Below are 13,127 nucleotides of genomic sequence, written 5' to 3'. Positions count from 1 at the left end.
TACCTCCTACTTACGCATCTTTGGATCTAGAGCGTCTCTTAAACCATCTCCAAGAAAGTTAAATGCAAGCATAGTTAATGATATTGCAAGGGCTGGGAAGAACATCTGGTATGGATATACATATAAAGTTTCCATCGCTTCAGATGCTAAAACTCCCCATGAAGCCATTGGAGCGGATACTCCAAGTCCTATAAAGCTTAGGAAAGCTTCTGTAAATATAGCTGATGGAACTGATAAAGTTAAAGTTACTATAATTGGTCCAATGCTATTTGGTATAAGATGCCTTAATATTATCCTCATATGTGGTGCACCTAATGTCTTTGCCGCCAATACAAATTCCTGCTGTTTTAATGAAAGAACCTGAGCTCTAACAATTCTTGCCATTGAAAGCCAATATGCTATTGCAAGAGCAAAGATTATACTTTTTAATCCAGCACCAATAACAACCATTATAAGGATAACATAAAGAAGCATTGGAATTGCATAAAGGGTATCTACAATTCTCATCATTATATTATCAACTTTGCCACCAAAGTATCCTGAAATTCCACCATAAAGTATTCCTATTGTAAGGTTTAAAATACTTGCTACATAACCTACTGTAAGGGATATTCTTGCACCATATAAAATTCTTGTAAATATGTCTCTTCCAAATGGGTCTGTTCCAAACCAGTGGGCTCTGCTTGGCCCTTGATTAGCAATTGAAAAATCCTGTGAATAGTAATTATATGGTGATAAATAGGGACCTATTATTGCTAACAAAGTTATAAATATTACAAAAAACAATCCTCCCATTGCCAGTTTATTCTTTTTTAGTCTTCTCCAAGCATCCTGCCAATAAGTTTCGCTTGGCCTTACTATCTCGTGTATATTCTTTTCTTCCTTAGGAACCCTTTCAAACATCTCTTTAGTTAATTCAAAATTTGCGTATTCCATCTTCTATCCTCCTTACGCTTCTAGCTTAATTCTTGGGTCTATTATTGCATATAATATGTCAACTATAAAGTTAAAGGTTATAAGCAAGAAGCTATCAAATACTGTAAGACCCATTATCATACTGTAATCTCTGTTATAAATACCGGTTACAAATTCTCTTCCAAGACCTGGTATACCAAATATTTTTTCTATAACAAAGCTACCTGTTAAAATACCTGCTGTAAGCGGTCCTAAATAAGTTACTATAGGAATTAATGCATTTCTTAAGGCATGCTTATAAATTACAGTATTTCTTGACAATCCCTTTGCCTTTGCTGTCCTTATATAATCTTGTCTTATAACATCTAAAAGGCTTGACCTTGTAAGTCTTGCTATAAAGGATAGTGAATAACCTCCAAGGGCCATAACCGGCATCACATAATATTCTGGTCCTTCAAATCCTATAGCAGGAAGTAAACTAAGCTTTACAGCAAATACGTAAATTAAAAATGTCGCAAGAACAAAGCTTGGAACCGTAACCCCTAACGTTGCAATAACCATTACAAGCTGATCTTGCCATTTTCCTTGATTTAAAGCTGCAGTAACTCCAAGATAAGTTCCTAAAAGCAGCGAACATATTACTGTTACTATTCCTAGTTTCGCTGAAGTTGGAAATGAATAAGCAATAATATCATTTACTGTTCTACCCTCATACTTTAATGAAGGTCCAAGGTCACCCTTTAATAAGTTTTTCATATACATCATATACTGCTCTGATAAAGGTTTATTAAGCCCAAATTTTTCCTCTAAGTTTGCTTTAATTTGAGGTGGAAGGGGCTTTTCAGTATCAAAAGGTCCTCCTGGTATAGCGTGCATTAAGAAAAATGTAGCAGTTGCTATTACCCAAAGCGTTACAATACTGGCTACAAGTCGCTTAATAATGTAGTTTAGCATATAATCTCTCCCCTCTTGTTTTACTAATTGTTAACTTTATTTTAATTTGTTTTAAAATTTTTAACAAATTTAAAAATAATAATTTTTATTAAATTTTTAATATTTTTCTCTCATTTTTTCGCTATTTATTTAATTTTCGTTTGTTATTTAATCTTGACATTCATTTTTATAAAAATTTTGAAAAACTGCAATTTTAATTATACTTTAACCTAAATTTTTATTCAATATCTTTTTTGAAGCATCAAAACTTGTAAAATGCACACAAAAGCCTTAAACTCCGCATTTTTCTTTTGTAATAACTTATTGTTATTTTTATAACATAAATACACTTCTTTTTTTAAAATATTCTAAATTTTAAAAGTCTATAGTTGCGATATTTTAAAAATTTTTTGAATAGTTGGTATAATGAAAATCTATAAAAAAGATAACGCATGCTAAAGCATGCGTTATCTTTTCTTTAATTCCTCTTCAACTAACTTATTAACAATCTGAGGATTTGCTTTTCCTTTTGAAGCCTTCATAACTTGACCTATAATAAATCCAACAGCCTTAGTTTTTCCATTTTTAAAATCAGCAACAGATTGAGGATTTTCATCTAAAACCTTATTTACAATCTCCCTTATAGCATTTTCATCGGTTATTTGAACAAGCCCCTTTTCTTCCACAATTTTTTCAGGATCCTTTCCTGTTTCAAACATTTCTGCAAAAACCTTTTTTGCTATAGTATTAGATATGGTTCCCTTTTCAACAAGTTCTATAAGTTTTACAAGCTGTCTTGAAGTAAACTTAACATCCGTTATTTCCATATCCTTATCATTTAATGTTCTTAGAACTTCTCCCATTATCCAGTTACTTACAGTTTTTGGATTTGCTCCGTTTAACACAGCATCTTCAAAAAACTCTGCAAGTTCTTTAGAGGAAGTTATAATATTAGCATCATATTCAGGGAGCCCATAATCGTTTATGTATCTTCTCTTTTTTTCGTCTGGAAGTTCTGGCATTGTGGCTTTAATTCTTTCAATCCACTCATCATCTACTTTTAAATAAACCATATCAGGTTCTGGGAAATATCTATAATCATGGGCTTCTTCTTTACTTCTCATAGCTATAGTCTGTCCCTTAGATTCATCCCATCTTCTTGTCTCTTGAATTATCTTTTCTCCATTTTTAATGGCATTTATTTGTCTTTTTATTTCATACTCTAGAGCCTTTTCAAGAGCTTTAAAGGAATTCATATTTTTTATTTCTGTTTTTACTCCAAATTCATTTGAACCCTTTGGCCTTACTGAAACATTGACATCACATCTTAATGAACCTTCCTGCATTTTGCAGTCGGAAACCCCTGCATACAAAAGAATTGATCTTAATTTTTCAAAAAATAGCCTTGCTTCCTTTGGACTTCTCATATCCGGTTTTGTAACTATCTCTATAAGAGGAACTCCAGATCTATTAAAATCAATAAGAGAATGTTCTCCCTCATGAATTGCTTTCCCTGCATCCTCTTCTATATGAATTCTTTGAATTCCTATTCTCTTCAATCCTTCTTCTGTTTCTATTTCAACAAATCCATCGCTACAAAGAGGGGTTTCATGCTGAGTTATTTGATAATTCTTTGGAGCATCAGGATAAAAATAATTTTTTCTTGCCATGTATGTTTCTTTATTTATCTTGCAGTTTAATGCAAGTCCTGCCTTTATTGCATAATCCACAACAGCCTTATTCAAAACAGGCAGTGCTCCAGGAAGACCAAGACACACAGGGCAACAGTGAGTATTTACCTCTCCTCCAAACTCAGTTGTGCAAGAACAGAATATCTTTGATTTTGTTGAAAGCTCAGCGTGTATCTCAAGACCTATAACTGCTTCAAATTCCATATTTAGCACCTCCTAAACATTCGGCCTTAAATTTAAATTAAGAGCCTTTTCAATTCCATGGGCAAGACTTATTATTTCTCCTTCTTTGAAATAATTTCCTATTATCTGCAGACCCACAGGAAGATTATCTGAAAACCCAACTGGTACAGATACTGCTGGAAGTCCTGCAATATTAACAGGAACAGTGCAAATATCTGATAAATACATCTTTAATGGATCGCTAGATTTTTCTCCAAATTTAAATGCAACAGAAGGAGAAGTTGGTGAAACTATTAAGTTCACATCTTCAAAGGCCTTTTTAAATTCATTTATTATGAGGGTTTTTACCTTTAAAGCCTTTTTATAATATGCATCATAATATCCAGAAGATAAAGCATAGGTTCCAAGCATTATTCTTCTTTTTACCTCACTTCCAAAACCTTGACTTCTTGACTTAACATATAAATCTATTATATCTTCAAAATCCTTTGCCCTATACCCATATCTTATTCCATCAAATCTTGCAAGATTTGAGCTTGCTTCTGAACTTGCAAGAATATAATAAACAGAAAGAGCATATTGAGACATTGGAAGGCTTATCTGTTTGACTTCAGCTCCAAGATCCTTTAACACTTCTATTGCCTTTTCAATTTCCTTTTTAACCCCATCATCTATTCCTTCACCAAAGTATTCCTTTGGAAGTCCTACCTTAACTCCCTTTAAAGATTTATTTAAATATGTAGTAAAATCCTCAACAGCAACATCTTTTGATGTAGAATCTTTATCGTCTTTACCACATATAGCATTTAAAACAAGCGCAGCATCCTCAACATCCCTTGTAAAAGGCCCTATTTGGTCAAGGGAAGATGCAAAAGCAACAAGCCCATACCTTGAAACTCTTCCATATGTAGGTTTAAATCCAACAACTCCACAAAGAGAAGCAGGTTGTCTTATTGAACCTCCTGTATCTGAACCTAATGAATAATAAACTTCACCTGCTGCAACTGCTGCTGCAGATCCACCTGAGGAACCTCCTGGAACTCTTTCTAAATCATAAGGATTTCTAGTCTTTTTAAAGGCTGAATTTTCTGTTGAAGATCCCATTGCAAACTCATCCATATTTAACCTTCCTAATATAACAGCTCCATTTTTCTTAAGCCTTTCAACTACAGTTGCATCATAAGGTGATACAAAGTTCTCAAGCATTTTTGAAGCACAGGTTACCTTCTTGCCTTCCATACATATATTATCTTTAATACCCATAGGAATTCCTGCAAGATCAGGAAGATTCTCTCCGCTTAAAATCTTCTTATCTATTTCCTTTGCTGTATCTAATGCATCTTCAAAAACCTCTAAAAAAGCTTCAACTTTAGCATCAACTTTTTCAATTCTTTCAAGACAAAGTTTTGTTAATTCCTCTGATGAAATTTCTTTTTTTCTTAAAAGATCCCTTACCTCATGTGCAGATTTAAAATGCATCCTTATCCCTCCTAATCAACAACTTTAGGAACCCTAAAGAAGTTATTTTCTTTATCAGGTGCATTTAAAAGAACCTTTTCAACATCTAAAGATGTTTTAACCTCATCTTCCCTTAAAGCATTATACATAGGATATGCAGATATGCTTATCTCAACATCATCAGTATTTACTTCATTTAACTTTTCGACAAACTCAAGTATTTTGTTAAAATCCTCTACAAACTTTTCTTTTTCTTCGTCACTAAACTCAAGTCTTGCAAGTTTAGCAACATAATCAACTGTATTTTTATCCACAATCATGCTACCCTTCCTTTCCTTTAAGATTTATATAAATTATACCATTTTCACATCCTTTATCATATCCATAAATTCAGCCTCATCAACTATCCTTATATTTAATTCTTGAGCTTTTTTAAGCTTACTTCCTGGATTTTCACCTACTAAAACAAAACTTGTTTTTTTAGAAACGCTTGATGAAACCTTACCTCCAAGTTTTTCAATTAAGGCTTCAACCTCATCCCTTGTGAATTTTTCCAAAGTTCCTGTAACAACTATTGTTTTTCCTTCAAATATTTTTTCTACGTTATCGTCGTTTTCAATTGAAGTAAAATTAACTCCTGCAGCTTTAAATTTTTCAATTAATTTCATATTATGTTCTTCTTTGAAAAACTGAAAAATGCTTCTTGCAATTTTTTCCCCAATCTCTTCAACCTGCATAAGCTCTTCAATGCTTGCCTTCATTATGTTTTCAAGATTTTTAAAATGTTTTTTTAAATTCTTAGCAGACTTTAATCCAACATATCTTATTCCAAGTCCAAATATAAATCTATCTAAATCATTATTTTTACTTTTCTCTATTGCTTGAATAAGCTTAGATGCAGACTTTTTTCCAAACCTTGGAAGTTTTTCTATATCTTCTGCCTTTAAATAGTAAAGGTCTGCAGCATCCTTTATAAGCCCATTTTCAATTAAAACATTTACAACCTGTGGACCTAGTCCTTCAATATCCATTGCATCCCTTGATGCAAAATGAACTATACTTCTTTTTATCTGAGCTGGGCAAGATATATTAGTACATCTTAAAATAGCCTCTCCTTCTTCCCTTAACGCTAAAGCTCCACAAACTGGACAGTTCTTTGGCATTTCAAATACCTTCTCACTTCCATCCCTTTCTTCAAAAACAACCTCTAAAACTTCAGGAATTATCTCCCCTGCTTTTTGAACTATAACGGTATCCCCTATTCTTATATCCTTTTGTCTTATATAATCCTCATTATGAAGAGTTGCTCTTGAAACTATGGTTCCTGCAATTCTTACAGGTTCTAAAATAGCAGTTGGAGTTATAGCTCCTGTTCTTCCAACTTGTAAAATTATATCCTTTAACTTTGTTTTTTTCTTTTCTGCAGGATACTTATATGCAACTGCCCATCTTGGAGTTTTTGCTGTTTGACCTAATATTTCCCTTTTATCCAATTCATTAACCTTTACTACAATTCCATCTATATCGTAAGGAAGATCTCCTCTTGTTTCTCCAAGCTCCTTTATCTTTTCAATTACTTCATCTATAGTTTTGCATACATATCTTACAGGGCTTACTTTAAAACCAATCTGCTTTAAATATTCTAAAGCTTCACTGTGTTTTTTAAACTTAAATCCTGAATATCTTTGAAGGTTAAATATAAATATATCAAGTTTTCTCTCTGCAGTAACCTTCGGGTCAAGCTGTCTTAAAGAACCAGCTGCTGCATTTCTTGGATTTGCAAACAAGGGAAGTTCTAGTATTTCACGCTCTTCATTTAGTCTTTCAAATTCCTTTTTAGGCATGTAAACTTCTCCTCGAACTTCTAATAAATTCTTATCCTTTATCCTTAAAGGAACTGTTTTTATAGTCTTTACATTCTGAGTTACATCTTCACCTATATTTCCATCTCCTCTTGTTGCTGCCCTTACAAGTTCTCCATTTTCATAAAGTATAGATACAGATAATCCATCAATTTTTAGCTCAACTACATATTCAACTTCTCCAACGGTTGAAACTACCCTACTATGCCAATCTTTAAGTTCCTCAAAGGAAAAAACATCTTGAAGAGAAAGCATAGGAATAACATGCTCAACCTGTTTAAACTCTTTAAGGGGTTTTCCCCCAACCCTTTCTGTGGGAGAATTTGGAGATTTAAACTGAGGATATTCCTCCTCAAGTTTTTTAAGCTCCCTCATAAGCTTATCATACTCATAGTCGCTTATTTCTGGGTTGTCCTCAACATAATATTTATAATTATGATATTCTATTATTTCCCTAAGCTCTTCTATTCTCTTTTTTATATCCTCCATATTACCCCTCCTTAACAAGCTCAAGAGGTGCAGTTGAAAGCAGTAAAGTTTTAACTCCTGCCTTTTCAAAGCTTACCGTAACTTGCTTATCCCTTTGAACTTCCTTTATAGCAATAACAACTCCATATCCAAAAAGCTTATGCTTAACCTTATCCCCAAGCTTAACATATAAATCATTTTTAGTTTTTTCAGGCTGCATCTTAACCTTTGCATCTATAGTATAGGCAAGCTCCTTTTTAGGCTTTAAATCCTCATATATAATTCTTGATAAATTTGACATTCTCTTTGAAAGATCTTCAATTATATCTTCTGGTATCTCCTCTATAAAAGAAGATACAGGGTTAAAAGATGTTCTTCCAAATAAAAGCCTTTGCTTTGCACAGGTTAAAAACAAAAGCTCCTTTGCCCTTGTTATTCCGACATAACAAAGCCTTCTTTCTTCTTCCATTTCATTTTGATCCTCTAGAGCTGAAAAATGAGGAAATATTCCTTCCTCCATACCTGCTATAAAAACAACCGGGAACTCGAGTCCCTTAGCAGCATGTAAAGTCATTAAAGTTACAGAGGTTTTCCCTTCTATAGTATCCTGATCAGATATAAGGGAAATCTTCTCAAGATATGCCTCAAGGGTTTTATCCTCTGAACTTTCTTCAAATTCCACTGCCGAAGAATAAAGCTCATTTAAATTCTCAATTCTCGCCCTAGCCTCATCAGTACCTTCCCTTTCAAGCTCTTGTAAATATCCTGTTTTTTCTAAAATTTCATTTATAAGCTGTGAAACTTTTACTTGATTTTTTATGCTTATAAAGTAATTCATAAGGGATGTAAATTTCTTTATCGCGCTTTCTACTTTGCCTATTCCTCCAATTAAACTTAAATTATTTAAAGCTTCATAAAAAGGAATTCCAATTCTTTCTGCAGCTTCTTTTATTTTTGCTACAGTCGCATCTCCAATTCCTCTTTTTGGAGTATTTATTATCCTTTCAAGACTTAAAGAATCTAGAGGGTTATTTATAAACTTTAAATATGAAATAATATCCTTAATTTCTTTTCGATCATAAAACTTAAAAGCTCCAACAACTTTATATGGAACAGCTCCCCTTACAAAGGCCTCTTCTAAAATACGGGACATAGCATTTGTTCTATAAAGAACAGCAAAATCTTTGTAACTATATCCATTTTTACTTAGTCTAATTATCTCATCTACAATAAACTTTGCCTCTTCTTGATCAGTCTCTGCTCTAAAGAACTTTATATTGTCTCCCAGCTTATTTTCAGTCCAAAGCCTTTTTTCCTTTCTATTTTCATTGTTGGCAATAACACAATTTGCTGCTTCAAGAATCCTTTTTGTACACCTATAATTTTGTTCTAATTTTATAACCTTTGCCTCAGGAAAATCTTTTTCAAAATCCAAAATATTTCTAATGTCAGCATTTCTCCATCCATATATACACTGATCATCGTCCCCTACAACACAAAGATTCCTATGCTCTTTTGCAAGAAGATTTACAAGTTCATACTGGGCCCTGTTAGTATCCTGATATTCATCTACAAGTATATATTTAAACCTACTTTGGTAATATTTTAAAACATCCTCGTAGGTTCTAAAAAGCTCTATAGTTTTAAAAATTATATCATCAAAATCCAAGGCATTATTTTGTTTTAGTTTCTTTTGATATAAAAGATAAGCTTCTGCTACTTTTTTATCTTTAAAGCTATTGCTCATTTTATAAAAACTTTTTTCATCAATTAATCTATCTTTTAAACTTCCTATCTTGTTTAATATATCTTTTATCGGAAAATTTTTCTCATTTAAATCCAGTTCCTTTAAAACTTCCTTCATAAGTTTTTCCTGATCCGACACATCATATATTACAAAGTTTTTTCCAAAGCCTAATCTTTCAATATCCCTTCTTAATATTTTTACACAAGCTGAATGAAAAGTGCTTATCCACATATTTTTTGCTTTTTCTCCAACAAGATTTATTACCCTCTCCCTCATCTCATCTGCTGCTTTATTTGTAAAAGTTATAGCAAGAATAGATTCTGGTTTTATTCCTTTTTCAATCAAATAAGCAATCCTATAAGTTAAAACCCTTGTTTTACCAGAACCTGCTCCTGCTAAAATTAATAAAGGTCCCTCCACTGTTGTAACCGCATCCCTCTGCTCTTTATTTAAAGCGCTAAGATCTAACATCATACCACCTCATCATGAAAACTCCTTTTTATTATATCAAACTATTCCTTTTTAATCACCGCATTTTTTAAAGCCTGTACCTCTTCTTCTGAAAGCTCCCTATATTCTCCCGGATGTAATGACTCATCAAGTTTTAAAGGACCAAATTCTATTCTTTTTAAGTAAATAACTTTTTTACCAACAGATTCAAACATTCTTTTTACTTGATGATACTTTCCTTCATATATAGTAAGCTCTATTTCAGAAACTTCCCCTGTAATAAGAATATTAAGCTCAGCAGGCAAAGTCTTATACCCATCATCTAAAACCACACCCTTTTTAAATTTTTTAACATCCTCCTCTGTAACCCTGCCTAAAACCTTTGCATAATACTTCTTTGGAACATGCCTTTTAGGCGATAAAAGAAGATGATTTAACTCCCCGTCATTTGTTATAATCAAAAGTCCTTCTGTATCCTTATCAAGTCTTCCAACTGGTGATGGAGAAAAAACCCTATATTCATCATCAACAAGGTCAAGAACGGTTTGTTCAACATCATCATAGGTTGCTGTTATAACGCCCTTCGGTTTATTCATCATAATATAAATAAATTCCCTATATATAACCTTTTCACCATTTACTAATATTTCATCTTTTTCAGGATCAACATGAATTGAGCTATCCTTTATAACCTCTCCATTAACTTCTACTTCCCCATTTTTCACCATTTTCTTTACTTCTTTTCTTGTCCCATATCCTAAATTTGCAAGTATTTTGTCAAGTCTTTCCTTTTTCATCTTTATCTCCTCCATCTTTAAAATCAATATGATTTTACATTTAAATTAAAAAAAAGGCAATTCCATAGGAACTGCCTATTCATTAGCTTTTTGCTTCATATCAAGTAAAATAGCTATAAGCATATTTGATATAGCTATTTTGGGAAAAGTCATAGCAATAAACCTTCTAAACCTTTTTACTTTTTCATCCTTTTCTTTAATGTCCGCGTCATAGGATATTAAAACTTTATTGTCAAATCCTGTTCTTAAAATTTCCCTATCAAACTCTAGCTGGGTTCTTGTTAAAAGAAGTCTATTTATAAAAGGCATATTCTTCTTATAATTTTCGCTTGTTATAATTTTTTGATATTCATCTAATATCAATTTTGCAAGCTCCCCTAAGGTATAAACCTTTGCTCTTTCAATTCCAAGCTGTTCTGCAGTAATTTCAAGCATTGCAGGATAAATGCTTTCTGCTAATAACTTGCCATTTGAATACTGATGAAGGGTCCTTATAATCTTATCAAGAATTATTTTATTTGTAGTTCCCTTTTTAGCTCCTATATCCAAGCCTAAAAAATCATACATCTTTTTTAAATAAGCAACATCCATATTTTTTACAAGTTTTTTCCCCTCTTCAAATTCCTCATTTGGAATAAAATAATACTTATATCCCTTTAATTTTCCAAAAACCTTTAAAGTATCAAGATAACCTATCTCTATATTTCTTTTTGACCTTTCACTATCAAACTCTAATATTCCTCCAAGCTCTTCAGAATTCTTTATCTGTATTATATTCAAGTCTTTTTTATTAATCTTTCTTACAAGCCCAATCCCAGATATGTCAACAACTATTATATCCTTTACATCCTTTTTTAAAATCAAATTCAAAGGAATATTATCATAAACTCCACCATCTATAAACTTCTTTTTATCTATCTCGTGGGGCTTAAAGGCTGGAAAGCATGCGCTTGCTAAAAGGTAATCGACAAGCTGTCCCTGTGGTATTTCTTCTTTAAAAAGCTCAACCGGCTTAAAATCACTAAGAGAAAAAGTTACAATACCAAAATCTATATTAGATTCCCTTATTTTTTTCTCATCTATAATCCTTCTTAACATCTCCTTTAAAGGAGTTATATCAAGCCCTCCATTAGTTATCAAATTTTTTATTGTATTTATAATAGAAACCCTCTTTTTCCCTTCCCTTGCAGCAACTACTTCCTTTTCAACGTTTATTACGTTTTCTATACTTAAGTTTGTCCATACTTCATATGCCAAATCATAATCTCCTTGCACTATCATGGCTCCATTTAAAGCTCCAACAGAAGTTCCCGTAACAGCTTTTATAGGAATATTAAGCTCTAAAAGCGCTTTCCAAACCCCTATTTCATAAGCCCCTTTGGCTCCTCCACCTCCTAATACTAGTCCAAAACCTTCCATAAAATATCCCCCTTAAGCCCTTTCTTCAAACTTATACCTCTCATAATTTTCCATAACCTTTTTTACATAATTTACTGTCTCCTTTGGCATTTTGCTTATTTCCTCTATTGTATCAACACCTAATTTTTTCATTCTTCCTATTCCTCCATTGTATGCTGCAAGGGCAAGATATTTATTCCCTTTAAAATTATTAATAAGACTTTTTAAATATCTAACTCCTCCCTCTATATTTTCAAAAGGGTTATAAGGATCTACCTTTAAAGCCCTTGCTGTTTGAGGCATAAGTTGCATAAGCCCAATAGCTCCAGCTTTAGATACAGCATTTTGATTAAATCCTGACTCCTGCTTTATAACTGCTTTTATTAAGGCCTCTTCAACACCATATTTTTTTGAGGCAGCCTTTATTGCATCCTCTATTGACTTTATATTTAAACCTTCATCATTAGGATTATTATTCAAGTTATCTTCTTTAGTTTGACCCTTTAATTCTCTTAAAATAGACTCTAGCACATCATCAAAAAAAACAGAACCTTCTAAGTTGTTAGCTAAAGTACTTTGAAGTATATAAATTTGTAAAATTTTTGCTAAATCCTCAATTTTCACAAACACCACCTCAGTTTTATTATAGCATATTGCATTTTGCTTTTTTACTAAAAATTTTTTGAATTTAATCCTAAAATTTTCACATAATAATTATAAAAAAGGGGTGGTGCTATGAAAATCCCTTACCCAAAGGATTTTGACATATTTACTCCAGAAGAATTAGGATATCCAATAATAGAAAGAACCAATAACGCCCTTTTATGGCCTGAAGGTCCAAAGAGCGGAATAGACTTTGAAATATTCGATGAAACTTCAGTTCCTGAAAACCTCAACAAGCCATCACAAAATTTACCTTTTATATAAAAATTCCCGTCCTTATAGGACGGGTCAGACCGTCGACAAACCCCACTTTTCAAAAAACGAAAAGTGGGGTTTGAGTATTTTTACAAGCATTTTTGATAAATATTTTATAAATACAAAGAAATTTTTGCCCTTTCCAGGGCCGTTTTGTCCCTTCTTCCACATCCAATTTGCCATCTTCTTTAAGTTAAAGCAAGCACAAACAAGCATCGCTTGCATGGACACTTTTTCTATCCCTCTTAGTGTTGTCCATCGCAAACCATGCTTCTCCTTCAAGTCAGCAAATACCCTCTCTATGGTT

The 13,127-nt window shown here is 32.6% G+C and carries 12 protein-coding genes; 1 reads left to right on the top strand and 11 read right to left on the bottom strand.

The features are described from left to right. Positions 1–6: 6 nt before the first annotated feature. The 10 genes from C4R78_RS05585 to C4R78_RS05540 form a co-directional block, all read right to left on the bottom strand. On the bottom strand, positions 7–936 hold the full coding sequence (locus C4R78_RS05585) for an ABC transporter permease (RefSeq protein ID WP_103896110.1): 930 nt from the start codon (positions 934–936) through the stop codon (positions 7–9). 12 nt (positions 937–948) lie between these two features. Continuing rightward, positions 949–1,869 carry an ABC transporter permease gene (locus tag C4R78_RS05580; protein ID WP_103896109.1) on the bottom strand — a complete coding sequence of 307 codons (921 nt, stop codon included), beginning with the start codon at positions 1,867–1,869 and terminating at the stop codon, positions 949–951. Between the two features lie 446 nt (positions 1,870–2,315). Continuing rightward, positions 2,316–3,743, bottom strand: a complete 1,428-nt coding sequence (gene gatB, locus C4R78_RS05575; protein WP_103896108.1) for an Asp-tRNA(Asn)/Glu-tRNA(Gln) amidotransferase subunit GatB — start codon at positions 3,741–3,743, stop codon at positions 2,316–2,318. Positions 3,744–3,755: 12 nt separating this feature from the next. Further along, the gene (gatA, locus tag C4R78_RS05570; RefSeq protein WP_423236636.1) at positions 3,756–5,207 is read right to left on the bottom strand and encodes an Asp-tRNA(Asn)/Glu-tRNA(Gln) amidotransferase subunit GatA; all 1,452 of its coding nucleotides are present in this window, start codon (positions 5,205–5,207) and stop codon (positions 3,756–3,758) included. A gap of 5 nt (positions 5,208–5,212) precedes the next feature. Further along, positions 5,213–5,500: an Asp-tRNA(Asn)/Glu-tRNA(Gln) amidotransferase subunit GatC gene (gene gatC, locus C4R78_RS05565; RefSeq protein ID WP_103896106.1), complete on the bottom strand. Its 288-nt coding sequence runs from the start codon at positions 5,498–5,500 to the stop codon at positions 5,213–5,215. Between the two features lie 33 nt (positions 5,501–5,533). After that, entirely contained in the window at positions 5,534–7,531 is a 1,998-nt protein-coding gene (gene ligA, locus C4R78_RS05560) for an NAD-dependent DNA ligase LigA (protein ID WP_103896105.1), read from the bottom strand. Position 7,532: 1 nt separating this feature from the next. Beyond that, a complete protein-coding gene (pcrA, locus tag C4R78_RS05555; protein ID WP_103896104.1) occupies positions 7,533–9,728 on the bottom strand; it encodes a DNA helicase PcrA in 2,196 nt (731 codons plus the stop codon). Between the two features lie 41 nt (positions 9,729–9,769). Next, a complete protein-coding gene (locus C4R78_RS05550; RefSeq protein WP_103896103.1) occupies positions 9,770–10,504 on the bottom strand; it encodes a pseudouridine synthase in 735 nt (244 codons plus the stop codon). Between the two features lie 75 nt (positions 10,505–10,579). Continuing rightward, positions 10,580–11,923 carry a patatin-like phospholipase family protein gene (locus tag C4R78_RS05545; RefSeq protein WP_103896102.1) on the bottom strand — a complete coding sequence of 448 codons (1,344 nt, stop codon included), beginning with the start codon at positions 11,921–11,923 and terminating at the stop codon, positions 10,580–10,582. A 12-nt stretch (positions 11,924–11,935) separates the two neighbouring features. Further along, positions 11,936–12,526, bottom strand: coding sequence for a lytic transglycosylase domain-containing protein (locus C4R78_RS05540; protein WP_242971204.1), 591 nt, complete (start codon positions 12,524–12,526; stop codon positions 11,936–11,938). A 111-nt stretch (positions 12,527–12,637) separates the two neighbouring features. Here C4R78_RS05540 and C4R78_RS05535 point away from each other — a divergent pair, with 111 nt between their 5' ends. After that, entirely contained in the window at positions 12,638–12,829 is a 192-nt protein-coding gene (locus tag C4R78_RS05535) for a hypothetical protein (protein ID WP_103896100.1), read from the top strand. Positions 12,830–12,853: 24 nt separating this feature from the next. Here the strand turns inward: C4R78_RS05535 and C4R78_RS09575 are convergent. Next, positions 12,854–13,127 (bottom strand): transposase (locus C4R78_RS09575; RefSeq protein WP_242971203.1); only part of this gene is annotated, 274 nt, incomplete at its 5' end.

Origin of the sequence: Caloramator fervidus (genome assembly GCF_900108045.1) — a bacterium.
Lineage (GTDB): Bacteria > Bacillota > Clostridia > Clostridiales > Caloramatoraceae > Caloramator > Caloramator fervidus.
The sequence above is the reverse complement of the archived record's forward strand: the minus strand, read 5'-3'. Positions and strand labels throughout refer to the sequence as shown.